This is a genomic window from Pantoea folii (genome assembly GCF_056678875.1).
This window is the reverse complement of sequence record NZ_JBWXON010000001.1, coordinates 65,375-84,854: the sequence shown is the minus strand read 5'-3', so window position 1 is coordinate 84,854 and position 19,480 is coordinate 65,375. Positions and strand designations below refer to the sequence as shown.

General features: G+C 52.1%; 23 protein-coding genes. 12 read left to right on the top strand and 11 right to left on the bottom strand.

Features of this window, described 5'->3' with window-relative positions; translation table 11 throughout:
* Positions 1–69: 69 nt before the first annotated feature.
* The gene (locus tag AC1MDE_RS00475; RefSeq protein ID WP_480344103.1) at positions 70–1,446 is read left to right on the top strand and encodes an MFS transporter; all 1,377 of its coding nucleotides are present in this window, start codon (positions 70–72) and stop codon (positions 1,444–1,446) included.
* A 23-nt stretch (positions 1,447–1,469) separates the two neighbouring features.
* Here the strand turns inward: AC1MDE_RS00475 and AC1MDE_RS00470 are convergent, their stop codons facing one another.
* The gene (locus tag AC1MDE_RS00470) at positions 1,470–2,498 is read right to left on the bottom strand and encodes a GlxA family transcriptional regulator (RefSeq protein WP_097119092.1); all 1,029 of its coding nucleotides are present in this window, start codon (positions 2,496–2,498) and stop codon (positions 1,470–1,472) included.
* 1 nt (position 2,499) lies between these two features.
* Positions 2,500–2,847, bottom strand: coding sequence for a MarR family winged helix-turn-helix transcriptional regulator (locus AC1MDE_RS00465; protein ID WP_230599100.1), 348 nt, complete (start codon positions 2,845–2,847; stop codon positions 2,500–2,502).
* A 203-nt stretch (positions 2,848–3,050) separates the two neighbouring features.
* Between AC1MDE_RS00465 and AC1MDE_RS00460 the strand changes: the two genes are divergently transcribed.
* Together AC1MDE_RS00460 and AC1MDE_RS00455 are read left to right on the top strand one after the other, a co-directional pair.
* Positions 3,051–3,623, top strand: a complete 573-nt coding sequence (locus tag AC1MDE_RS00460; RefSeq protein ID WP_480344102.1) for a non-oxidative hydroxyarylic acid decarboxylases subunit B — start codon at positions 3,051–3,053, stop codon at positions 3,621–3,623.
* 10 nt (positions 3,624–3,633) lie between these two features.
* Entirely contained in the window at positions 3,634–5,094 is a 1,461-nt protein-coding gene (locus AC1MDE_RS00455; RefSeq protein ID WP_480344101.1) for a UbiD family decarboxylase, read from the top strand.
* 179 nt (positions 5,095–5,273) lie between these two features.
* Here AC1MDE_RS00455 and AC1MDE_RS00450 read toward each other — a convergent pair whose 3' ends face one another.
* Positions 5,274–6,227: a GlxA family transcriptional regulator gene (locus AC1MDE_RS00450; RefSeq protein WP_058960939.1), complete on the bottom strand. Its 954-nt coding sequence runs from the start codon at positions 6,225–6,227 to the stop codon at positions 5,274–5,276.
* Positions 6,228–6,341: 114 nt separating this feature from the next.
* Here AC1MDE_RS00450 and AC1MDE_RS00445 point away from each other — a divergent pair, with 114 nt between their 5' ends.
* From AC1MDE_RS00445 to AC1MDE_RS00430, 4 genes are all read left to right on the top strand, one after another.
* Positions 6,342–6,983, top strand: coding sequence for an HD domain-containing protein (locus tag AC1MDE_RS00445; protein ID WP_058960940.1), 642 nt, complete (start codon positions 6,342–6,344; stop codon positions 6,981–6,983).
* Between the two features lie 107 nt (positions 6,984–7,090).
* Positions 7,091–7,408, top strand: a complete 318-nt coding sequence (locus AC1MDE_RS00440) for an antibiotic biosynthesis monooxygenase family protein (RefSeq protein ID WP_058960941.1) — start codon at positions 7,091–7,093, stop codon at positions 7,406–7,408.
* A complete protein-coding gene (locus AC1MDE_RS00435) occupies positions 7,401–7,796 on the top strand; it encodes an amino acid-binding protein (RefSeq protein WP_058960942.1) in 396 nt (131 codons plus the stop codon). The genes AC1MDE_RS00440 and AC1MDE_RS00435 overlap by 8 nt, the downstream gene beginning before the upstream one ends.
* Positions 7,772–8,485, top strand: coding sequence for an ArsR/SmtB family transcription factor (locus AC1MDE_RS00430; RefSeq protein ID WP_479403178.1), 714 nt, complete (start codon positions 7,772–7,774; stop codon positions 8,483–8,485). Before AC1MDE_RS00435 ends, AC1MDE_RS00430 begins: the two co-directional genes overlap by 25 nt.
* Before the next feature lie 225 nt (positions 8,486–8,710).
* Here AC1MDE_RS00430 and AC1MDE_RS00425 read toward each other — a convergent pair whose 3' ends face one another.
* Entirely contained in the window at positions 8,711–9,253 is a 543-nt protein-coding gene (locus AC1MDE_RS00425) for a DUF924 family protein (RefSeq protein WP_058960944.1), read from the bottom strand.
* A gap of 116 nt (positions 9,254–9,369) precedes the next feature.
* Here AC1MDE_RS00425 and AC1MDE_RS00420 point away from each other — a divergent pair, with 116 nt between their 5' ends.
* Positions 9,370–9,831, top strand: coding sequence for a YlaC family protein (locus AC1MDE_RS00420; protein ID WP_058960945.1), 462 nt, complete (start codon positions 9,370–9,372; stop codon positions 9,829–9,831).
* Between the two features lie 39 nt (positions 9,832–9,870).
* On the opposite strand, the gene AC1MDE_RS00415 is transcribed toward AC1MDE_RS00420, so the two are convergent.
* From AC1MDE_RS00415 to AC1MDE_RS00405, 3 genes are all read right to left on the bottom strand, one after another.
* Positions 9,871–11,067 (bottom strand): cupin domain-containing protein, encoded by a 1,197-nt coding sequence (locus AC1MDE_RS00415; RefSeq protein ID WP_479400398.1) that lies wholly within the window; start codon positions 11,065–11,067, stop codon positions 9,871–9,873.
* A gap of 455 nt (positions 11,068–11,522) precedes the next feature.
* Positions 11,523–12,722, bottom strand: a complete 1,200-nt coding sequence (locus AC1MDE_RS00410; protein WP_058960946.1) for an FAD-dependent oxidoreductase — start codon at positions 12,720–12,722, stop codon at positions 11,523–11,525.
* A gap of 123 nt (positions 12,723–12,845) precedes the next feature.
* A complete protein-coding gene (locus tag AC1MDE_RS00405) occupies positions 12,846–13,880 on the bottom strand; it encodes an SDR family oxidoreductase (protein ID WP_480344100.1) in 1,035 nt (344 codons plus the stop codon).
* Positions 13,881–13,977: 97 nt separating this feature from the next.
* On the opposite strand from AC1MDE_RS00405, the gene AC1MDE_RS00400 reads away from it, so the two are divergent.
* Positions 13,978–14,901, top strand: coding sequence for an AraC family transcriptional regulator (locus tag AC1MDE_RS00400; RefSeq protein WP_058961010.1), 924 nt, complete (start codon positions 13,978–13,980; stop codon positions 14,899–14,901).
* Positions 14,902–15,003: 102 nt separating this feature from the next.
* On the opposite strand, the gene AC1MDE_RS00395 is transcribed toward AC1MDE_RS00400, so the two are convergent.
* Positions 15,004–15,510: a GNAT family N-acetyltransferase gene (locus AC1MDE_RS00395; protein WP_058960948.1), complete on the bottom strand. Its 507-nt coding sequence runs from the start codon at positions 15,508–15,510 to the stop codon at positions 15,004–15,006.
* Positions 15,511–15,565: 55 nt separating this feature from the next.
* On the opposite strand from AC1MDE_RS00395, the gene AC1MDE_RS00390 reads away from it, so the two are divergent.
* On the top strand, positions 15,566–16,147 hold the full coding sequence (locus tag AC1MDE_RS00390; RefSeq protein WP_058960949.1) for an XRE family transcriptional regulator: 582 nt from the start codon (positions 15,566–15,568) through the stop codon (positions 16,145–16,147).
* A 3-nt stretch (positions 16,148–16,150) separates the two neighbouring features.
* On the opposite strand, the gene AC1MDE_RS00385 is transcribed toward AC1MDE_RS00390, so the two are convergent.
* Entirely contained in the window at positions 16,151–17,089 is a 939-nt protein-coding gene (locus tag AC1MDE_RS00385; RefSeq protein ID WP_236699754.1) for an AraC family transcriptional regulator, read from the bottom strand.
* 108 nt (positions 17,090–17,197) lie between these two features.
* On the opposite strand from AC1MDE_RS00385, the gene AC1MDE_RS00380 reads away from it, so the two are divergent.
* Positions 17,198–18,034, top strand: coding sequence for an oxidoreductase (locus tag AC1MDE_RS00380; protein ID WP_058960951.1), 837 nt, complete (start codon positions 17,198–17,200; stop codon positions 18,032–18,034).
* A gap of 91 nt (positions 18,035–18,125) precedes the next feature.
* Here the strand turns inward: AC1MDE_RS00380 and AC1MDE_RS00375 are convergent, their stop codons facing one another.
* The gene (locus tag AC1MDE_RS00375) at positions 18,126–18,452 is read right to left on the bottom strand and encodes a helix-turn-helix domain-containing protein (RefSeq protein ID WP_058960952.1); all 327 of its coding nucleotides are present in this window, start codon (positions 18,450–18,452) and stop codon (positions 18,126–18,128) included.
* Complete coding sequence (locus tag AC1MDE_RS00370) at positions 18,445–18,828, bottom strand: type II toxin-antitoxin system RelE/ParE family toxin (RefSeq protein ID WP_479401978.1); 384 nt, start codon at positions 18,826–18,828, stop codon at positions 18,445–18,447. The genes AC1MDE_RS00375 and AC1MDE_RS00370 overlap by 8 nt, the downstream gene beginning before the upstream one ends.
* A 282-nt stretch (positions 18,829–19,110) precedes the next feature.
* On the opposite strand from AC1MDE_RS00370, the gene ycgZ reads away from it, so the two are divergent.
* Complete coding sequence (ycgZ, locus tag AC1MDE_RS00365) at positions 19,111–19,356, top strand: regulatory protein YcgZ (RefSeq protein WP_058960954.1); 246 nt, start codon at positions 19,111–19,113, stop codon at positions 19,354–19,356.
* The last annotated feature ends 124 nt before the right edge of the window (positions 19,357–19,480 follow it).

Genomic DNA, 19,480 nt, shown 5'->3' with positions numbered 1-19,480 from the left:
GATTGTGCTTAATTCAGTCGCATTGGCGTAGTGAATTTCCCTCACGCCGAAAAGAAACAGGAGTAAAACATGTCAAATAACATGTCTGTTGAAGATGTTCCTATCAGCCGTTTCCACCGCTTATTAACGGTGCGCTCAGGCGGCGGCTCTTTCGTCGATGGCTATGTGCTCAGTATTATTGGTATAGCCATGACGAAAGTGTCGCCGGCCTTGGGTCTCAGCCCATTATGGGAAGGTCTGATTGCGGCTTCTGCCCTGATCGGGATTTTCTTTGGTGGCTTCATGGGTGGCGTACTGACCGATCGCCTGGGTCGCCGCATGATCTACTTCGTCGGCCCCACCCTCTTTATTGTCTGTTCGCTGGTGCAGTTCTGGGTACAAAGCGGAGAAACGCTCTTTGCCTTACGCTTTATGACGGGCGTCGCAGTGGGCATTGAATACCCGGTTGCTACCGCTTTTCTGGTTGAGTTTATGCCGAAGAAGTCGCGCGGTCCCTGCCTCGCCACGCTCACCATTCTGTGGTTTGCCGGGGCGGCCACCGCGTATCTGGTGGGTGAAGCTTTGCTGAATTTTGGCGGTGTAGAAGCATGGCGTTATACGTTGGCGAGCACGGCAGTCATCGGCGCGCTGCTCTTCATTGTCAGAATGGGCACACCTGAATCACCGCGCTGGCTGATTAGCAAAGGAGGACATCAGGAAGCAGAAGCTGTTATCCGCCGCGTCTATGGCGACCGCTTTAGTTTAAAAAACTTGCCCGCACAACCTGAAAACAATCACTTATCATTCGGTAGTTTGCTGCATTCCGGCTATGGCAAACGCATGGCGTTTGTGACTATTTTCTGGACCTGCTCGGTTATTCCGGTGTTCGCCGTATACGCCTTTGCACCCAAAGTTTTGCAGGCGCTACATCTCAGTGGTGATTGGGCATCATACGGTTCCATCGCCATTACCTTGCTGTTCGTGGTGGGCTGCATGATCGGCACGCGTTTGGTGAACTCACTGGGACGCCGTAAGTTGCTGTTGCACAGTTTCTTGTGGTCAGGTCTGGCACTGCTGTTACTCGGTGCCTTGCGTGATGGCCCTTCAATGATCATCCTGCTGATGTTTGGTGCTTACGCCCTGTTTATCGGCGGCGCGCAGGTGCTGCAGCTGGTCTATCCAAATGAGATCTTCCCGACTGAAATTCGCGCCGGAGCCGTCGGCATTGGCACCTCAATGTCGCGCATTGGCGCGGCGGTGGGAACATATCTGGTGCCGATTTCACTGCAAACCATCGGCATTGGTTCCACGATGTACATTGCTGCAGGCATTACGTTTATCGGCCTGATCGTGTCGTGGTTCCTGGCACCGGAAACCGCATCACGCAATCTGGATGATGCGGCCTCACTGGAGGAAGAAAGCCCCGCGCCATCCGTTTCTGGCAAACTCTCTAAGCATTCGCACTAAGTAAAAAGGGGCCATTTCGGCCCCTACTCCTTAACCAATCTCTCCACCACACGCCGCCGTTTACGAAACGAACTGGGCGTTTCGCCATACTGCTTACGGAACCAGGCAATCAAATGTGAAGCATCGGCAAATCCTGTCGCAGTGGCAATCGCATTGATGCTGTTGCTGGAGTCCGCCATCAACTTGCGCGCCAGCTCCAGCCGCATACGCCGCCAGTAGACAGCCGCCGAGTAACCGGTGCATTTGGTGAAAATCAAATTGAGCTGGCGGAAAGTGACACCTGCGAATTCGGCTACATCGGCCAGCGGAACCGGCGAATCGAGGTGATGTTTCATAAATTCGATGACCTTATTCACCAGCTCGTTTTCATACACATCCGGCTCGTTAAGCGTGTTTTTTTGCTGTGTCTTTTTGACCGGTGCAGCGGGCTCTTCCACCAGCAAATACTTTAAGACCTTCTGTGAACGCACCAGCCCACAATGCTGGCGGATCAGATCGGCAGCGAGATCGATCGCCGTGCCGCCGGGGCAGGAAATGATGCCGCCATCCTTGATATAGGTCTTGTCGATGACCGGGATCGCTTTCGGAAATCGCAGGCGAAATTCATCACGCGTGGTGAAATGAATGGCGCAATGCCGTCCATCCAGCAGGCCTGCGTTGCCAGCGACAAAGGCGCCGCTACACAGCGTGATGATGGGAATATTACGCGCATGCAAGTCGCGAAGTGCCTGTAACAGCCACGGTGGCGACTGGCGTGTTTCTTCCAGTAAGCCTCCCGCCACCACAAAGTAATCCCAGTTCTTGCTGAAATCGAGGTCAGCCGTAGGCGAAACCGGTAGTCCGCAGCTGGCTGTGATCGGCTGGTTATCACAAGTCATCCATTCCCAGCGACAAAAGATCTGGCGACTGGTAAACGATTCGTCTGCCGCAAAACGCAGTGACTCTACCAGCCCCGCGACGGAGGCCAGGGTAAAACTTTTCATCAGCAAAAAGCCGATGGTGAGATCCGGTTTCGGTTCGCCAGGTTGCTCGGCGAAAGCTGTTTGCGGCATGTTATTCAGGTTCCTGCAATCCACCCAGTTTGCTTAATAAGCGCTTCAGATCGGCGATATCCTGGCTGTCGAGGCCGGTGGTGATCATCTTTTCCGCGCTTTTTGCCTGCTCAATCATGCGATTCAGCATCACTTCCCCTTCTGCGGTCATCGACACCAGTTTACGACGACGGTTGTTCACATCTGTCACTACATTCAGCAAACCGCTTTTATTCATGCGATCAATAACATAGGTGCCGGTAGCTTTATCAAACCCGGCACGCTGACCCAGCGTTTGCTGATCGCAGGCTGACTCCTCAGCCAATACCACCAGAATCGCGTATTGCACGGCTGACAGGCCGGTATCCACACATTGAGACCAGCAAAAAGTCGAGTGTTGTCCGGCACGCCTTACAAGGTGCATTAACGAACAATCGCCGTGCGGCCACAAGGGGGCGGCAAGAATTAAGTCAGGATTTTGTGACATCGGTGCACTTGACTCCTTAAATCGTCAAACTTATAGTTCGAACACAAACAGTTTGAACTTAAACTATATAATAATTCGGGATACATATGAAGCTAGTTATCGGGATGACTGGCGCAACGGGGGCAGCAATCGGCGTCCGCGTGCTGTCTGCGTTGCGTGAACTTGACGTCGAAACCCATTTAGTCATCTCCAAATGGGCGCGCGCCACCATCCAAATGGAAACATCTTACAGTGTACAGGAGGTCGCTGCCCTCGCGACCAGGACTTACAGCGAACACGATCAGGCTGCGGCCATCTCCAGCGGATCATTTCGCGTGGATGGCATGATCGTGGTGCCGTGCAGCATGAAAACCCTGGCCGGGATTCGCAGCGGTTACGGCGACGGCCTCATCACACGCGCTGCTGACGTGACGCTCAAGGAGCAACGCAAGCTGGTGCTGGTGCCTCGCGAAGCCCCGCTCAACGCCATTCATCTGGAAAACATGCTGGCGCTCACTCGCGCGGGCGCGTTGATGCTGCCGCCAATGCCTGCCTTCTACAACAACCCGCAGTCCGTTGACGACATCATTAACCACACCGTTTCTCGCATTCTTGATCAGTTCGGCCTGGATAACGACATTACCCATCGCTGGACGGGTCCACGATCTACCCTGGCTTAAGGAGAGCCTGATGAAATATTACGGCGATTTACGCAGCTTTATCACTGCCCTCGATGAAATGGGCGACATCATGCACGTGCACCGTGAAGTGGATGGTGATTTCGAACCCAGCGCCATCACGCGCCGCAGCTATGAAATCCAGTCACCTGCGCCGCTGTTTCACAATGTTGCCGGGGTCGCACCGGGTTTTCGTCTGTTTGGTGCGCCTGCGGCATTATCGTCGCGCAGCGATATGCCCTACGCACGCGTCGCGATGTCACTGGGCTTAGCCCCTGAGTCCAGCGGCCCGGAGATTATCGAAGCTCTGTCCGCTGCCCGCTTTAAACCCGGTATTCCGCCTGTCCGCGTTGAGTCTGCTCAGGCAGAGTGCCAGCAGAATATTTTACGTGGCGATGCGGCGAATCTTGACCGCTTCCCTATCCCGTTCGCTCATGACAAAGACGGTGGTCGTTACGCCAACACCTGGGGCACGCTGATTGTGAAAACCCCGGATGGAAAATGGGTCAACTGGTCTATTGCCCGCGTGATGAGAGTGGATGGCAAGCGCATGGTTGGTCTGATTGTACCAAGTCAGCATATTGGTCAGATCTGGACGCAGTGGGTATCACGCGGTGAGCCGATGCCTTATGCACTCGTGCAAGGTCCTGCGCCAGCGATCTCATGTGTGTCAGGGATTCCGATCCCAGCCAACGCGGATGAAGCCGATTACATCGGCACTTTGGCGGGAGAGCCAGTGCCGGTAGTGAAAGCCATTAGCCTCGATCTTGATGTGCCCGCGACGGCCGAAATTGTGATTGAAGGCCATGTCTCGATTGAGCGTGATTGTCAGGAAGGCCCCTACGGCGAGTACGGCGGCTACCTCGGCGAAGGTTCTTCGGCTCAGCCCACGTTCCACGTGGAAACCATTACCCATCGCGACGATCCGATCTGGCCGATGTCGATTACCGGTCGCCCCACCGATGAATCGCACACCTTATGGGCGATGGGCTTAGCGGCGGATGCGCTGACTTATCTGCGTGAAGCGGAACTGCCAATCAAAACAACCTGGATTCCGGAAGATTCCACCGTTCACTGGTTGCTGGTGGTGATGCCAGAAAACTGGCGCGAACTGCTGCCGGGTATCAGCAGTGAAGAGTTGACCCAACGCATTGGTGAAGTGCTGTTCAAAACCGATGCGATGGTATTTATCCCGAAAGTCTACGTGGTGGATGATGACTTTGATCCCACCAACCTGCGCGAAGTGGTTTGGGCATTGTCAACGCGCGTGCACCCGGTAGGCCGTCGTGCGGTGTTTGAGGATCAACGTGTCATTCGCCTGCCACAATGTTACGACGAGGCAGAATACGTTGCCGGGAAAGGCGCCAAAGTCGTGTTTGACACCTTACAGACTAAGCGCCATTTGCATGCTTCGTTCGCGCAAGGCTATCCGGAAGAAGTACGTCAGCGCATTCTGGATAACTGGCCGGAATAAATAATACACACCAACCGTAGCGGCCACATTTATTGCGCATCTTCCAGTGCCACCCTGGCTTTGAATACGCGTGATAAATCACGCCGCTAAGGTGCTCAACGCCTCTTCTACTCATGAAACGTAGCGACGCAATATATTGCCAGTATTGACGTCTCATGCATGCGCTAAGAGCCGCGCCGCTAGCGCATAAACATCTTGCGATACATCGATGGCGTCATGCCCGTCACCTTAACAAAAGCCCGTCGTAGAACATCGTTACTGCGGTAACCACAGGCGGCCGGAATGGCTTTCAGCGGCATTGATCCTGCTTCCAGCAACTTACGCGCTTGATCAATTCGCGCATTCTCCAGCCAATTGCCCGCCTGTACATCCATATGCTGACGGAAAAGCCTCGCTAAATGCCGTGTGCTAATTTGCATATGTGCGGCAAGATCATCGAGTGAACTCACCTGTGCCAGATTGGCCAAAGCCCATCTCTGCATCTCCTGAAACGCACTGCGCCCACCCAGCGAAAGTGGTTGTTTGCGAACAAAATGCCCTTGATTCACTGGCCGTTGAAAGAACATCACCAAATTGGCAGCGATATCCTGAGCCAATTCGCGCCCCAAATCTTCTTCCACCAACCTCAGGGCAAGATCGAGCCCCGACGTGACGCCAGCGGCGGTACGCAATCGTCCATCAGCGATATAAAGCGCATCGGCCTCCACCTGCGCATCCGGTACCTGTTCCATCAGTGCGTCAGCGCAGGCCCAATGGGTCGTCACTTTTTTACCACTCAGCAACCCGGTTTGTGCCAGCAGCAGCGCACCGGTACAAATCGAGCCAAAGCGCTGGCTGTGATGGCATAGCTCAATCAGACGAGCGGTTTGCTGCGCAGTTAGCTGCATATCCCGCGCCTCAGGTGCCCCCGCGATCAGAAACGTGTCAGTTTGCTGGATATCGTGCAGTGTGATATCCGCCATCAGGCGCACGCCCGAGGAACAACGAATATGTTCCCCTTCCAGTGACATGACTTGCAGCTGGTAAACGGCACGATTGAGCAGTCGGTTAGCTTCGGCAAACACATCCAACGGTCCAGAGACATCGAGCAATTGCGCCCCCGGCACCGCTAAAATCGCAAGATGGTGATTCATGCGCTATTCCCGTCTGTAAAAGTCTTAATGTCTTAAAAGGTCGCTAAAAGCTTATTTAAGACATTCTGCCTCGGCATTAAGCTGATTGCAACTTAACCGAGCGGAGAACCTCCCATGAAATTTTCCATTAACGGCATCACTATTCCCGATACTGCAATGACCCGTGACGCGACGACGTTCGTCCGTGATACCGAATCCGATTTGCTGTTTCACCACTCCAGCCGCGTCTATTACTGGGGCGCACTCGCAGGACGCCGCTTAGATCTTAAGGTGGATGCTGAGCTGCTTTATGTCGGCTGTATGTTCCATGATGTTGGCCTGACGCACGAACACTGCAGCTGCGACAAACGCTTTGAGGTGGATGGCGCCGATGCGGCGCGCGATTTCTTGCAACAGTATGGTGTAGAGCAGGCCGATATCGATAAAGTCTGGACCGCGATTGCGCTGCATACCACCCCGGGCATTCCGCAATTTATGGCCCCGGAAATTGCGTTAGTCACCGCTGGCGTGGAAATGGATGTATTGGGCATCAACTATGATCACTTCAGCGATGCGGAGCGTGAAGCCGTGGTAGAACAGCATCCACGCCCAGCCCAATTTAAGGAGGAGATTATTCAGGCTTTCTACGATGGGATTAAAAACAAGCCTGATACCACCTTCGGCAATGTCAAAGCCGAAGTCATTGCCGATAAGCAGCCTGGTTTTTCACCAATGAACTTTTGTCGCGTCATCCGTCAGTCAAGCTGGGTGGGATGAGTGGGCTGGCGCAGCGAACTCGCGCTGCGCCATACTTCGTTGTTCGCCGAAGCATCTTCATCTCCACTCGCTACACTGCTGCCATCACTGACTGATGGAGCTGAACCATGATTGCTGTCCTGTTTGAAGCACGCACCCAACCTGAGCACCAAGCCCGCTATCTTGAACTCGCCGCACCACTGAAATCTCAACTTACCCGTTTGCCTGAGTTTATTTCAGTAGAGCGATTTTCAAGCCTCAACGATCCTGGAAAGATCCTGTCCCTCTCCTACTGGGAAAACGAAGAGGCCGTGCTGGCATGGAAGAGAAATATCTCGCACCAAAAGGCTCAACAGGAAGGTCGAAACAGCTTGTTTTCTTTCTACCACATCCGTATCGCCGCTGTACTGCGGGAATATGCGCACGAGGCAAGCCAACATGTTTGATATTCACGTGATGCTCAATAATATCCCAGGCGAGTTAGCCGCATTAGGTTTGACCCTTGGCAAGCATGGTGTAGGACTTGAAGGAGGCGGCGTGTTCACGGTGGGTGAACAAAGTCACGCGCATTTTTTAGTTGTGCAAGGGGAGCAAGCCAGACAAGTGCTCATGGCGGCCGGTTTTCAGGTGGTTTCAGTACAACAGCCGCTGATCCGCAAGCTGAAACAGGATCGACCAGGACAGCTTGGCGAAATTGCTGACGTGCTAGCACGCAATGGCGTTAACATTCAGCTTCAATACAGTGACCACAACAACCAGTTGATCCTGATTACCGATAATCCTGAACGTGCAGCAGAGGTAACCACCGCATGGCAAGCCGTAGCAGCCCCATAATCACCAATGAGACGGCGGAACAAGGCTTGCAGCAGGCGATGTCTGCTGTGGCTGCCGCTCTGGCCGACCCTTCGCGTGTCAGCATTTTGTGCGCGCTGATGGATGGCCGTGCCTGGACAGCCACAGAATTAAGCGGCGTCGCCGATATCGCCGCTTCCACCACCAGCGGACATCTGGGCAAACTACTGGATGCCCGCCTTGTGACGTGTTTATCTCAGGGCCGCCATCGCTATTTCCGTTTGGCGGGCAGCGAAATTGCGCACCTGCTTGAAACCCTTATGGGGGTATCGATGCAGCCACAGCGAGCACTGGTTTCCGCTACACCCCTCCATCTGCGCCATGCCCGCACCTGTTATGATCATTTGGCAGGTGAACTGGCGGTTGAGATATACAGTTTTATGCAAGAAAACGAGTGGGTTGTTGCCGATGGTAGTGCTCTTACCCCCTTAGGCCAACAGCAGTTAGAGAGCATCGGCATGCAGCGAAATCTTCGTAGTAAACGTAAACCTTGTTGTGCCTGCCTCGACTGGAGTGAACGCCGCATGCATCTCGGTGGCGCAGCGGGAGCCGCGCTTCTTAGTCTGCTAATTGATAAACAATGGCTAAGCCGCACGGCAGGCTATCGAGAGATAAATGTCACACCAGCCGGGAAAAAGGCGCTTCAACGCCTATTTTGCGTGCAGTTGTAAACATCAAAATAACACGCTCGTCACAAATATAACCTTTATCAAATCAGCAAAATTTAATCATCGATCATTTTATGTACTGGTCACTTATCGTTGCTAATATAGTGACGCAACACACAGCAATGCGTTGCCTACGAGAATTTTTCCTTGGTTTAATTACCCCGCCCGCTTAGCGGGCTTTTTTTTGTCCATGTATGCCCCATCCCAATAGCTGAGGCAGATGTTGAGTCAATAAAAGGAGCGTTTCCTCTCATTAAGAAACGCTTGCTCTGCCGGCGTTGATGGGCGATTTAGGCGCTGATTACGATGTGGATAGCGACCAAACACTTCAATAATCTGCCGATGCTCTAACTCACTCTGATAGTAAGACGATCCTTTCAGCGCATCGAACAACACTTCGGCTTGTTGATGGATAACACGAGACTCGGCATGCATCCAGGGCATCAAGAGAAAGCCTTTTTCATCCAGGTTCAGTGACGCATAGCCCGGAATTTTCACCGCTTCCTGCGCGAGCAATAGCGCCATGCCATCCTGCTGCCAGGCGAGAGCACTGTCCCGGTGAAGATTGCGGGAGAATTGATCCAGCACGATGATTTCTGCCAATCGTCCCCGAATGTCTTTCCGCCAGGCCGATAGCTCACCGCGACGAGCCGCTTCCCAGCTATCATAAAAACCATCTCGTATCGCTTCATCAAACCCGTCATTCTGTTTGAACCAATAGCTTTCATGGCGCGCGTTAAACCAGAATGCCAATACGGTTTCATACTCCATTCTCTTCCCCACAGATAATTCCCCTAATCACCATCAAGGTTAGGCTAAAATCGTGGTGGTTATCTGTTAGACTCGCGCGGGCGCAGTATGGATAACGAAACCACTGAGGTGAATGCATGAGTAATCAACTGGATGAGCGACTACAAACCGAGCTGGATAGAATCAACGTAGAAGAGCAGCGTAATGACCGCCCCTACTTTGATATCTCCTTTATCAAAAATTATCCCGGTTTATTCAGCCTGATGTGGATACTGTTTGTTCTTACCATGGCGCTGCTGTTGTACTCCGACTCTTTCGGCACCATCGAATATGTGGTTTGCATTCTGATTTTTGCGGTGTGTAATTTCTTCTTCTTCTTCCATGTCAATCCGTCGTACAAAGCGAAGGATATCGATAAAGGTGCCTGGAAGAATTGCTACACCGGCGACTGGTATATGGAAGTCCATGTTCGGGACGATTTTGTCGATGAACTGCTGGGCAGCGCCATTCTGACCGAGAGTGAAAAAACACGGCTAAACGAGATGCGCGCCAGAAAAGGCTATCTGTACTTTGCTGATATCTATCGTTTAAGGCATTAAACCCTTATTGCGCGCCGCTCCCGCGACGCGCTTTCAATGCTATTTCACCACCGGATGCTTAGCAAACTGCAGCGCCTGCATAAATTTGTCATCCAGATGCAGATGCTGCCGCACCAAATCTGCTGGCGTACTGGCTAACCATTGATTCAATGAAATATCCGCGTAGTAATCGCTTTTAAATAATTCTAAAAACCGCAGCGGCTTATCACCGATATTTTCAATGTAATGCCCCATGGCGAAAGGAACATAGCCAACATCGCCCGCGCGGAAATCGAAGGTCCGAGCCTGCCCCGATGAGGCAAACACGCCCATGCGCCCTTCACCTTCCAGATAGTATTGCCACTCATCGTTGTTTGGATGCCAATGCAATTCCCGCATAGCGCCGGGCTCAAGTTCCACCAATGCAGCGGCGACGGTTTTTGATATGGGGAAATTACTGGTGTCGGTAATGCGTACAGTGCCACCCGGCAGGGTAATCGGTTTTTGCGCCAGCATTTTATGCGAGAAATTCAACACAGATTTCACGCCACCTTTCACAGCTGCAGAATCCCCGCCCTCCGGCGCTTTCCCGGCAAAAATATACTCGTCGGCCGGTGATGGCAGCGTGTTGAAAACGTCCGCTGATACGCCAAAATTTTTGGCGAGCACTTCAGGCGGAATGTGTTTAAACCAGTCGCTAAGCAGGAAAGTACTGTCCTCATCAAAGTTACCGTTATCAAAGGCCAGTAAAAACTCGCAGCCGTCCGGACCGAGCCCCTGGATAGAGTGCGGCACACCGGGCGGGAAATACCACAAGTCACCCACGCCAACATCATCCACAAACCATCCACCTTGGGTGTCCAGTGCAGTGATACGTGCATTGCCATAGAGCATGTACGCCCACTCGCCCTCTTTATGCCAGTGCAATTCACGAATGCCGCCATTATCAAGCCGCATATCTACACCAGCGATGGTAGTGGAAATCCCTAATTCGCGTTGTGTCACCTGCCGCGTCCAACCTCCGCTGCCTTTGCGTACATGTGCATCGCTAAAAGAGAAGCGCAGATTCGGTAATGTACCGCTGTCTGTTGCGGGTGGATCGACAATATCGGGATTGAGCCCCTCACGGATAGGATCGTGTGGACCGGGGTCGCGGGGATGGCGGGGATCGTTTGCTGGGTAAGTAGCCACTGTTGCCTCGTGGGCATGAACTTTACCTGCTGCCAGCGCCACGGTGCCACCCGCTGCAAATGCCATGAAGGTTCGACGAGATAAGTTTTCTAATTTCATACCTGCTGTTTCCTCAGTTTCATATGGTCTTAAAAGAGCTCATTAACCATAGTGAAACTGTGGTATTGCGATGTAACAGCGTGCTGGTCATTTCAAATCAAGGATTTAATCGAGGACAGAAACTAATCTCATCAACAGGTTAAAATAAACAAATTGTTGATTAAACATTGAGGTTCTGGCGCGCATCCAAATGAATAAAAGGCACGAAGAGGTTAACTCAGCCAAAAAACCATTAGAAAAAATTATCAAAAACCCATCATAAAGTTAATGAAATGTTACAAATGACAAACAGATCGCTTATACCCACCTGCAATTTGATGAGGGTTAGCAGACAACCCACTGTTGTCTGCTCTGTGAATCTATTGTTGCCGCTGGAGGCATCGGGATAAATGGAAGCAGGTTTCAGGATTGGAAAGCCAAACTTACTCATTGAGATGTTCTGGTTTTTCAGTTCGAAAGCCTAAACCAATTAAACGACCGAACAGGTGGCGCAAGAACGGGAAACGGCTGATCATCTGCGGCACCTTACTCGGCGTAGTGCGCTTACGTTTATTACTGCTCATTTTAATTTGCAGGAATTGCGTGGCAACGGTGGGAAACTGTCGGCGCTGTTGCACTTTCTGCAGGTCACGTAGTGTGACATGACCTTTTTTCAGTGGAAGAGTCAGGCAATTGGCCGCTGCCACCGCATCCTGAATCGCCAGATTGACGCCAACGCCACCAATCGGCGACATCGCATGGGCTGCATCACCAATGCACAGCACGCCGGGCTTCATCCACTGATCCAGCCGGTCAATGCGAATCGACAACAGCTTCAATTTGTCCCAACCGTCGAGATCCGCCATACGCTCAGCGCTGAAGGGCGCCACTTCAGCCATAGCCTGCTTTAGCGTCTCCAGACCGGCAAGCCTTAATGCGTCAAACTCTCCTTTTTGGATGGTGTAGCCGCACTGCCAGTAGTCACCGCGATCAATCACAATGAAATTCTGCTTTGGCCCTTTGTGGCCCATACCCCATTCGGGATCGCTTCCCTGTTTGCCCAACCGGAACCACAGCACATCACGGGATGAGCCAAAGCTTTTACTCTGCAGTCCGGCTTTGGCACGTACCTGCGAGTTACGCCCATCCGCGCCAATCACCAGCGAGGTATGAATGATGCGCGTATCGTTACCCTGTAACGTTTTAATACCCGATACCTCACCCTCTGCATAGATCAAATCATCAAAAGCGGTGGATTGTAAGAGCGTGAAGCCGGGAAAAGCGGCCGCTTTGCTCGCGAGAAAATTGAGGAATTCCCATTGCGGCATAAAGGCAATAAAGCGGCACTGCACCGGCAAGCGCGAGAAATCAGCCATCGTGATCTCCTGACCAGCCACTTCTGCCTGTAATTTTTCGGCTCTCTGATGCGGTAAGGTCAGTAGCTCATCCAGCAACCCGAGATGGCGCATGATCTCCAGCGTCGAGGGATGGATGGTATCGCCACGAAAATCGCGCAGGAAGTCGGGATGTTTTTCAATCACCACGACACTTAATCCTGATCTCGCCAGTAAATAACCCAGCATTAATCCTGCTGGTCCGCCGCCGACGATACAACAGTCGGCGGTGAGTTCTGTTGGTTGCATCCTGACCTCAGCACAAAGCAATTGATGATAATCGTTATCATTTATATAGCATCATGATGAGATTTAAGTGGGAATAAATGCCGCAGTATCTGTCGGTACACCGCTGCATGCTGCCCGCAGACGTTAGCTGTGCGAGATCAAACCCAGCTCAATCAAGCTCTGGGCCGTCGCGATAATCGCCTGTTGGGGTGTGCGCGGCTGCCAGCCCAACACAGACATCGCTTTCTCTGCCGTGACGTTCATATCTACCCCCAACAATTTCACCATCCCAATCATCACTGGATTCGTATCTGCAGCAGCCCGCACACTCTCATCCGTGAGTTCGATCGTTGATACGTAGTGGGCGGCCTCACCCAGTGACGTTTTCAAGGTATGGGCTACCTCCACCAGACGCAAACTATGGCCCGAACTGGCAAGGAATCGCTCCCCTCTGGCTGCTGGGTGTTTCATGGCGATGACGTGTAAATCGGCGACATCCCGTACATCCACAAAACAGCTGTTGATATCAGGGCAACCCGGCTGCCCTTCTAACATCTCTTTGATAATCCGGGTTGAGTGTGAGTAGTCTGCGCCCTGCACAGGTCCGAGTACAGCCACGGGATTGATAGCTGACAGCTCTAAACCCCGCCCCTCCTTCTCAATAAAGGCCCAGGCTGCCCGTTCCGATAAGGTTTTGGAACGTTGATACGGCCATAAATCGCTGTCCAGGTTCGTCCAGTCCGTCTCCTTAAATGGGCGCGGGTAGTCCGCCGCGTGACCGACTCCGACCGCACCAAATGCCGACGTTAACACCACGCGTTTAACGCCTGCATCCCTCGCCGCCCGCAGAACGCGCAAATTTCCCTCAATCGCGGGGTTGATCCAATCGGCCTCGGTGGCCTGCTCACCGGATGGTGTAGGTGATGCGCCATGCAGCACATAAGTACAGCCTTGAGTGGCCGCATCCCAACCCTGATCGGCCATTAAATCTGCCACGACAAATGTCAGGTTTTCACCTGGCTCTACACCTCCTTGCTGTAAATTTTGTCGCACTTCATTCTCTCGCTGGGCTGAACGCACCGTCGTGCGCACTCTGTATCCCTGTTTAAGCAGGGAAATAATGCAATGTTGCGCGATAAAACCGGTACCACCCGTCACCAAAACGGTTTCTTTAGTCATGAAAAATGCCTCGCTGTTGTGATACTGAACAGAGTAAACAGCCATGACCGGACTGTGAATGCTTGATAGTGGGTGTATGTTGCGTGATAGTACGGAAATGCAAAACGACCCTTTTTCTGACATCCTGAAATTCGTCCACGCGGAATCCCTGGTGACAGGAGGCTTTAGCGCGGGCGGCCGCTGGGCGTTACGTTTCCCTGCGCCCGAGAAGATTAAGTTTTTCGCCGTTCTGAAAGGACAATGCTGGGTTCAGTTTGACGACGACGCCAGGCCAATTCTGTTCTCAACCGGCGATGTTGGTTTACTGAGTGCAAAACGCGCCTTTGTGCTGTCCAGCGAGCCCGGCGTAGAGCCGGTTGATGCCATGAGTGTGTTTTTCGGTGCCGGAAAACCTCATGCCCCCATTGGTGAAGGGGATGATTTTGCGCATATCGGTGGGCATGTCCTGCTGAATCCCACCAGTGGCCGTTTATTGACGCACGTTTTGCCGCCATGGATTCATGTCCCTGCCGCCTCACCGCAAGCGGCCTCGTTCCGTTGGTTACTGGATCACTTAGTACAAGAGCGTCGTACCACACAGCCGGGTTCGCAACTGGCCTCGTCACAGTTGGCGCAACTGCTGTTTATTCAGATTTTGCGTGCTCATCTGCAAACCTGTGATGCACTCCCCGCCAGTTGGCTGCGAGCCCTTGGCGATGCACGTCTCGCGCCTGCGCTGCAACTGATGCATGGCGATCCGGCAAGAAATTGGCATCTGGAAGAGTTGGCAAAAGCCTGCGCCATGTCACGCACCACCTTTGCTCAGCAGTTTCGTACTGTTGCGGGTGTGACACCGGTTGCCTATCTGACACAATGGCGCATGCGATTAGCCGAACGCGCCTTACGTGAGGAGTGCGATCAGGTGGCCGTGGTGGCGCAGTCGCTGGGTTACACTTCAGAAAGTGCCTTCAGCCATGCGTTTAAACGCGAGACGGGGATGTCGCCAAAAGCGTGGCGACTGGCTGAACGTTCGATGGGATAAAAGGCGCCGCCTTAGCACGTAATCGCATGCGCAAGCATGTATCGCGGATCATGCAGGATATCGACAGCTTACCCAGTGAATACGTTTTGCAGAAACACTAAGTTAAGGCTGCGGCCTTGCATCAAGCTGAAGCTGCAAAAAGGTCAGGTCGAGCCATCGGCCAAATTTGCAGCCTACCTGATTTAATCTGCCGCCATCACTGAAACCCAGCTTCTTGTGCAACGCGATTGAAGCGCTGTTCTCTGACTCAATCCCGGCAATCATCATATGTTTGCCCTGCTCGCGCGCCCGCTCAATCAAGGCGGTCATCAGCATGCCGCCCACCCCTTGGCCGCGCCCGTTTTTATGAACATAGATTGAATGTTCCACGGTATGACGATATCCATCCCAGGGGCGCCAGTCACCATAGGAGGCATAACCGATCACGCCATGTTCATTAACCGCTACCAGTACCGGAAACCCCGCAGCCTGCCGTGTGGCCATCCACTGGATGCGGTTAGCAATATCCACGGTATTCTCATTCCAAATCGCGGTGGTGTTGAGTAGTGCGTCGTTGTAGATGTCCGCGATCGCCCCGGCATCGCCCTCTTCTGCTGCTCGTATTTGCATGATTTCCGCCTCGTCACTATAGTGGATGTTTCGTTTACTATTGTAGTTATCCATTATGTTAGATGAATTGTCCAGTAAAGAAGATGACATCAATGCGCGCATTGGTCAGAACATTAAAATCGAACGTGAGAAGCGCGGCTGGTCTTTAACCGACCTGGCAGAACAGTCCGGTGTTTCACGGGCGATGATCCATAAAATAGAACGGGGTGAGAGCAGCCCAACTGCGACGTCTCTCGCTCGCCTCGCCGGCTCGTTTGCTATGAGCATGTCGCAGCTCATCGCCCTCACGGAAGTTCAACCCGGGACGTTGCTGCGTCATGCACAGCAACCGGTGTGGCAAGACCCAGAAACCGGCTACATTCGCCGCCATATTTCACCTGGCGATATCCCGTTGGATGTCGTGAGTGTAGAGCTCCCTCCGCACACTGACGTGCCAATGCCAGCGATTTCCTACCTTTCACGTCGTCAGTTGATCTGGGTGCTGGAAGGCACTTTGCGCTTTCAGGAGGGCGACAATCTGTTTGAAATGAACGTCGGTGATTGCCTGGAATTGGGCGATCCCACGGATTGCGTGTTTACCAATGCGACTGATGACATTTGTTGTTATGCGGTAATGGTGCTTAAAACCACTGTGTGAGCCCTAATGCGAAGAGACATATGCAGAAGCCTGCTGTGCAGGCGCCACCGCGAAGTTGCGCTGCATGCGCTTGATCTCCTCCGCCGGTGGCAGCCCGAACAGACGTTTGAATTCCCGGTTAAATTGGGATGCGCTTTCATAACCCACCGCAAGGCTCGCCGAGGCCGCCGTCATCTCCTGACGCACCATCAGCATTCGCGCCTGATGTAAGCGTACCGATTTCACGTATTGCATCGGTGACTGCTGGGTGATGGTTTTAAAATGCGCGCTGAAGGTTGGCACGCTCATGCCTGCTTCACCCGCCAACTGCGCCAGATTGAGCGTCTGGGCATAGCAGGCATGAATATGGCGCAGCGCTTTACCCACCTTGCCGAATTGCCCCTGCAACGTCAGCGCGGCACGCAGTGCCTGACCTTGTGCACCCGTTAACACACGATAATAGAGTTCACGCACCAGTGCGGGGCCGAGGATCTGTGCATCCAAAGGATGACTCAGGGCCGTCAGGAAACGTAGCACTGAATCACGGAGCGGCTGATCCATGGGACTCGACATCATGCTCTGCGCCGCTTTCGCCGTGAAAGGCACTTGCTGTTGCTCTAGTTCCAGCAACAATGCTGTCGCCACACTGAAATCAAGATGCATGTAGATCGCCAGCAACGGGTGTTCTGCGCTCGCCGCGGTTTCCATGGTAAAGGGAACCGGCACAGAAACCGCCAGATAATGTTGCTCATCGTAGAGGTAGATTTGATCGCCAAAGAAACCACGCTTAGTGCCCTGGCAGACAATCACAATGCCGGGATCGTAAAGCACCGGCGTGCGCGCTAGTGGGCGATCTGAACGCAAAATACGCACATCAGAAAGTGCCGTCAGGTTGTAGCCCTCATGCGGCGCGAGCGATTTAAGCAATTCCACCGTACGTTGTTGTACCTCTGAATCTACCACCACTCCTCCTCACTCATAAGATTAGGCAATAAAAGCAGAAGATACGGCCTTATAGCGCTGACCTCCAGAGAATATTATGCATGCATCATTCATGTAGGGAGAAAAACGATGTCTACCTCTAAAACACTTTTGATTACTGGTGTAAGCAGCGGTTTCGGTCGTGCGCTGGCGCTGGAGGCCTTAGCCAAAGGTTATCGCGTGATCGGGACGGTGCGAAATGTAGAAGCTAAATTGGCATTTGAACAACTCCATCCGCAAAATGCGCTGGCGTTTGAACTCGATGTCACTCATTTCGCTGTTATTGATGACCTTATAGCCGACATTGAAGCTGATCAGGGTCCAATTGATGTTTTGGTCAATAACGCGGGTTATGGACACGAAGGGATTATGGAGGAGTCCTCGCTGGAGGAGATGCGCCACCAATTTGACGTTAATGTATTTGGTGCCGTGGCGATGATCAAAGCCGTATTGCCCTTCATGCGCCAACGGCGTCGCGGGCATATCCTTAACATCACGTCGATGGGCGGATTTATCACCATGCCGGGCATTAGTTATTACTGTGGGAGTAAGTTTGCGCTGGAAGGAATCTCAGAAACTCTTAGCAAAGAACTCGCCGCATTTAATATTCATGTAACGGCCGTTGCCCCCGGTTCATTCCGTACTGATTGGGCTGGCCGCTCCATGGTGCGCAGCGCACGCAGCATCAGTGATTATGACGCGCTCTTCGATCCTATTCGACAGGCACGAGAGGAGAAAAGTGGTAAGCAGCTTGGTGACCCACAGAAAGCCGCCCGCGCGATGCTGGCTATTATTGAAAGCGATATCCCACCTGCGCATTTGCTGCTCGGCAGCGATGCATTAAAGCTGGTGAAGGATAAACTTGTGGCGTTGAATGCAGAGATCGAGGCGTGGGAAACGCTGACACGTTCAACAGATGGTGATTAGTGACCTTTGCAGGAATGTAATAGCAATTAAAATATTGGCGGGATCAAATGATTAACATTGAATTTAAAGCCCCAATTTAGGGGCTTTAGTATTACTGAAGAACACTCAAACCTTTACGATCAATAATATTGAGCAAACGCAGCGCCGCGCCGTTAGGTTTTTTCTCTTCACGTTCCCATTTGATTACCGTTGCGACTGACATTCCAACGCAAGCCGCCAGCATTGCTTGACTTAAGCCCAAGCGCTCACGCAATTCTCTAATAGCCTGGCCCGACATCATAGGCAGAACAGGCAGTGTCGCTCGCAACTCGCGCAATCTTACCCTGGAGTCAATTTTTTCTTTAAGATCATCAGAGATAACGCCAATTTCATTGAAATCATGTGCGATTTCCTGAAGATCCTTAAGGTAATTAACCATCACACTGCACCTCTCGCATTTTCCCCGACCTAATCGCTCGTCTTGCTTGTTCAGTGGTGAGATTGAATAACTCTTTGGCAACTTGCTTATAAAGTAGCAGTTCAGTTTCGGTCATTTCTCGTATTGTGCTTTTGACTGCTGACTTTGCATACCCATTTACAAAGAAGAGGTGCTTATCAATTTTGAAAGCAATGACAGCTCTGGCACCACTACTTTTACCTTTGGTTAAGGGAATGCGTTTCTTATATACCCCACCGCCTAAATTAGCTTCATATCGACCCGCGATAACTTCTAACGCTGCAATGCATAGCTTGCCGTCGTCAATCCCATCAGCTTTGGTATTTCTGTCGAATGGTTTTAAAACATAAATTGCCATGGTGTCTCCTGACTGTGATTCGATAAGGACGCTCCTTGTCCACACATGCAATATCTATAGTACTAAGTACCATAGGTTAACTCAACCTCTCTCTTATTAGCCCAGACATCAAGTTTAAATGCCCCGAAAAGAGTGCTTTTACATAAGCATTTGTAATTAATAGACTAGCACTTTTTGCAAAAACAGCTCCCCTGATGGATAACCTTATTCCTGTACAACAGGCTTTTCTTTGTATAACTTTAGTGGGCCTGGTGCTCATTAGTTAACCTGGAGGATGGAACCATGCGTCAGGGTAGAAACCTGCTATCAACGTCGGATGCGATTACGCGTTATTTTAATGAGGCTTCCCTGCCTTCTCAGCAGGAAATCCTGGGTAAAATCGTTGGAGAAATACTGCGCTCAGGCCGTTCACTGAGTCGCAAAACGATCTGCACCAAGCTGATTTGCCGACTGGAACAGGCAAACAGCCCGGAAGAAGAGTTGCACTACCAACAGTTAATTGGCCTGATGTTTACCTCCGAGCGATGATCCTGAGAACTTACGCACCGATCTGACATCGAACAAAGTGGCTTCCGCCTCATAGGTTATTTCACGTTAGACTGAATCCACTTTGTTACCTGTCGCAGGTCTGTTGCGGTAACCAGAGAACGTG

What these genes read in the sequence shown, in the direction of transcription:
- AC1MDE_RS00475 (WP_480344103.1), top strand. Translation starts at nt 70, where the DNA reads ATGTCAAATAACATGTCTGTTGAAGATGTTCCTATCAGCCGTTTCCAC.
- AC1MDE_RS00470 (WP_097119092.1), bottom strand. Translation starts at nt 2,498, where the DNA reads ATGCCGCAAACAGCTTTCGCCGAGCAACCTGGCGAACCGAAACCGGAT.
- AC1MDE_RS00460 (WP_480344102.1), top strand. Translation starts at nt 3,051, where the DNA reads ATGAAGCTAGTTATCGGGATGACTGGCGCAACGGGGGCAGCAATCGGC.
- AC1MDE_RS00455 (WP_480344101.1), top strand. Translation starts at nt 3,634, where the DNA reads ATGAAATATTACGGCGATTTACGCAGCTTTATCACTGCCCTCGATGAA.
- AC1MDE_RS00450 (WP_058960939.1), bottom strand. Translation starts at nt 6,227, where the DNA reads ATGAATCACCATCTTGCGATTTTAGCGGTGCCGGGGGCGCAATTGCTC.
- AC1MDE_RS00445 (WP_058960940.1), top strand. Translation starts at nt 6,342, where the DNA reads ATGAAATTTTCCATTAACGGCATCACTATTCCCGATACTGCAATGACC.
- AC1MDE_RS00440 (WP_058960941.1), top strand. Translation starts at nt 7,091, where the DNA reads ATGATTGCTGTCCTGTTTGAAGCACGCACCCAACCTGAGCACCAAGCC.
- AC1MDE_RS00435 (WP_058960942.1), top strand. Translation starts at nt 7,401, where the DNA reads ATGTTTGATATTCACGTGATGCTCAATAATATCCCAGGCGAGTTAGCC.
- AC1MDE_RS00430 (WP_479403178.1), top strand. Translation starts at nt 7,772, where the DNA reads ATGGCAAGCCGTAGCAGCCCCATAATCACCAATGAGACGGCGGAACAA.
- AC1MDE_RS00425 (WP_058960944.1), bottom strand. Translation starts at nt 9,253, where the DNA reads ATGGAGTATGAAACCGTATTGGCATTCTGGTTTAACGCGCGCCATGAA.
- AC1MDE_RS00420 (WP_058960945.1), top strand. Translation starts at nt 9,370, where the DNA reads ATGAGTAATCAACTGGATGAGCGACTACAAACCGAGCTGGATAGAATC.
- AC1MDE_RS00415 (WP_479400398.1), bottom strand. Translation starts at nt 11,067, where the DNA reads ATGGCATTTGCAGCGGGTGGCACCGTGGCGCTGGCAGCAGGTAAAGTT.
- AC1MDE_RS00410 (WP_058960946.1), bottom strand. Translation starts at nt 12,722, where the DNA reads ATGCAACCAACAGAACTCACCGCCGACTGTTGTATCGTCGGCGGCGGA.
- AC1MDE_RS00405 (WP_480344100.1), bottom strand. Translation starts at nt 13,880, where the DNA reads ATGACTAAAGAAACCGTTTTGGTGACGGGTGGTACCGGTTTTATCGCG.
- AC1MDE_RS00400 (WP_058961010.1), top strand. Translation starts at nt 13,978, where the DNA reads ATGCAAAACGACCCTTTTTCTGACATCCTGAAATTCGTCCACGCGGAA.
- AC1MDE_RS00395 (WP_058960948.1), bottom strand. Translation starts at nt 15,510, where the DNA reads ATGCAAATACGAGCAGCAGAAGAGGGCGATGCCGGGGCGATCGCGGAC.
- AC1MDE_RS00390 (WP_058960949.1), top strand. Translation starts at nt 15,566, where the DNA reads ATGTTAGATGAATTGTCCAGTAAAGAAGATGACATCAATGCGCGCATT.
- AC1MDE_RS00380 (WP_058960951.1), top strand. Translation starts at nt 17,198, where the DNA reads ATGTCTACCTCTAAAACACTTTTGATTACTGGTGTAAGCAGCGGTTTC.
- AC1MDE_RS00375 (WP_058960952.1), bottom strand. Translation starts at nt 18,452, where the DNA reads ATGGTTAATTACCTTAAGGATCTTCAGGAAATCGCACATGATTTCAAT.
- AC1MDE_RS00370 (WP_479401978.1), bottom strand. Translation starts at nt 18,828, where the DNA reads ATGGCAATTTATGTTTTAAAACCATTCGACAGAAATACCAAAGCTGAT.
- ycgZ (WP_058960954.1), top strand. Translation starts at nt 19,111, where the DNA reads ATGCGTCAGGGTAGAAACCTGCTATCAACGTCGGATGCGATTACGCGT.